The organism is Arthrobacter sp. P1_A5, from assembly GCF_056406825.1.
In genome coordinates this window covers 1-2,238 of sequence record NZ_JBFTZL010000311.1, presented here as the reverse complement: position 1 = coordinate 2,238, position 2,238 = coordinate 1, and the positions used below count along the sequence as shown (strand labels likewise).

Genomic DNA, 2,238 nt, shown 5'->3' with positions numbered 1-2,238 from the left:
TCTTAGCGGGACCCGTAGTTCGGGGCCTCGACCGTCATCTGGATGTCGTGCGGGTGCGACTCCTTGAGCCCGGCCGCGGTGATGCGGACGAACTTGCCGCGCGCCTTCAGCTCGGCCACGGTCGGGGCGCCGGTGTAGAACATGGTCTGGCGGAGCCCGCCGACCAGCTGGTACGCCACCGACGACAGCGGACCGCGGTACGCGACCCGGCCCTCGATGCCTTCCGGGATGAGCTTGTCATCGCCGGAGACGTCGGCCTGGAAGTAGCGGTCCTTGGAGTAGGAGGTGTTCTTGCCGCGGGTCTGCATGGMGCCTAGGGAGCCCATGCCGCGGTAGCTCTTGAACTGCTTGCCGTTGACGAAAATCAGGTCGCCCGGGGATTCGTCGCAACCGGCCAGGAGCGAACCGAGCATCACGGTGTCGGCGCCGGCGACGAGCGCCTTGCCGATGTCACCGGAGTACTGCAGGCCGCCGTCGGCGATCAGCGGCACGCCGGCCGGGATGGCGGCCTTCGCGGACTCATAAATGGCCGTGATCTGCGGGACGCCGACGCCGGCCACCACACGGGTGGTGCAGATGGACCCGGGACCGACGCCAACCTTGATGCCGTCGGCACCGGCGTCGATCAGGGCCTGGGCGCCTTCGCGGGTGGCGGCCTGGCCGCCGATGATGTCCACGTGCGCGGCAACGGGATCGGACTTGAGCCGGCGGATCATTTCCAGCACACCCTGGGAGTGGCCGTTCGCGGTGTCCACGAAGAGGGCATCCACACCGGCGTCGATCAGCGCCATGGCGCGTTCCCAGCCGTCGCCGAAGAAGCCGATCGCCGCGCCGACGCGCAGGCGGCCTTCGTCGTCCTTGGTGGCGAGCGGGTACTGCTCGGCCTTGGTGAAGTCCTTCGTGGTGATCAGGCCCTTGAGCCGGCCCTGCTCGTCAACGAGCGGGAGCTTCTCGATCTTGTTCGTGGCCAGCTTGTGCGAGGCTTCCTCGCGGCTGATGCCGACGTGTCCGGTCACGAGCGGCATCTTGGTCATGACATCGCTGACCAGCCGCAGCGGGAAGTCGGATTCGGGCACGAAGCGGGTGTCGCGGTTGGTGACGATGCCCAGCAGCCTGTTGCCCTCGTCCACGACCGGCAGGCCGGAGACACGGTAGCGTGCGCAGATTTCGTCCAGCTCGGCCAGCGTGGCCTCGGGGCCGATGGTCAGGGGGTTGGTGATCATGCCGGATTCGCTGCGCTTGACCCGGTCCACCTGGTCGGCCTGGTCGGCGATGGAGAGGTTGCGGTGCACGACGCCAAGACCGCCCTGGCGGGCCATGGCGATGGCCATCCGGGACTCCGTGACTGTGTCCATCGCGGCGGAGAGCAGCGGCGTCTGGACCGTGATGCGCTTGGAGATCCGGGACGACGTGTCCGCTTCCGAAGGGATCACGTCGGTGTGGCCGGGCAGGAGCAGGACGTCGTCGTACGTCAGGCCGATGAAGCCGAAGGGATCGTGTTCGGGCTGGGTCATGAGTGCGCCTCTTACCTTGGGTTACGGGGTCACGGGTAGGGGTTGCAACAGATGACCAGCCCGTCATTACGGGTCTGGCCTGTGCAGAAGGTCATGCAGAAGGTTCGTGCAGATGATTCGTGCAGAAGTCCTCAATAAATAGTAGAACCTTGGCGGCGATAGCCATATTCCGGGCGGTAATGTCCGGTTTCAATGTGAGCCGCCCCATGCCCGCACGGCTCCCCCGGCCGGCCGGGCCTGCTTCCGGGCCGGTGGGCGCCGGACGGTGGGCGCAGGCCTACTTCCAGCCGGTGGCGGCGAGCAGCCGCTGTTCGAACATGGGGATCATGGTCTGGACGTACGTCTTGGTCAGGTGGTTGTCGTCCTTGTACACGTACACGTTGCCGACCACCGCGGGGCATGTTCCGTTGGCGCAGATGAAATCGCTCATGTCCATGAGGTGCAGCCTGGGCACCTGGCCGCGGTACGCGTCCAGCGGCGAGGACCCCGCGAGCGATTCCTGCTCCGGCACGTTGCACTCCGAGGCATCCGGGCCGTACTTCTGGACGCACTCGGGCATATTGATGGTGAAGCGGGGGTTGTCGCGGATGCCCACCACGTCCATGCCGGCGTCGGTGAAGGGCTTGATGCCCGCCAGGTACTCAGGCACTTCGGTCTCGAACGGCGCTTCCTTGTGGGTCAGGGAAGCAACCGTGAAAACGGCGTCGGGGCGGTGGTCCAGGAC

At 66.5% G+C, this 2,238-nt stretch carries 2 protein-coding genes; both read right to left on the bottom strand.

The window, feature by feature from the left end; translation table 11 throughout:
• Positions 1-2: 2 nt before the first annotated feature.
• On the bottom strand, positions 3-1,514 hold the full coding sequence (gene guaB, locus AC1D1S_RS20735; protein ID WP_476995403.1) for an IMP dehydrogenase: 1,512 nt from the start codon (positions 1,512-1,514) through the stop codon (positions 3-5).
• A 277-nt stretch (positions 1,515-1,791) separates the two neighbouring features.
• Positions 1,792-2,238: SGNH hydrolase domain-containing protein (locus AC1D1S_RS20730; protein WP_476995402.1), on the bottom strand; the 447-nt coding region annotated here is incomplete at its 5' end.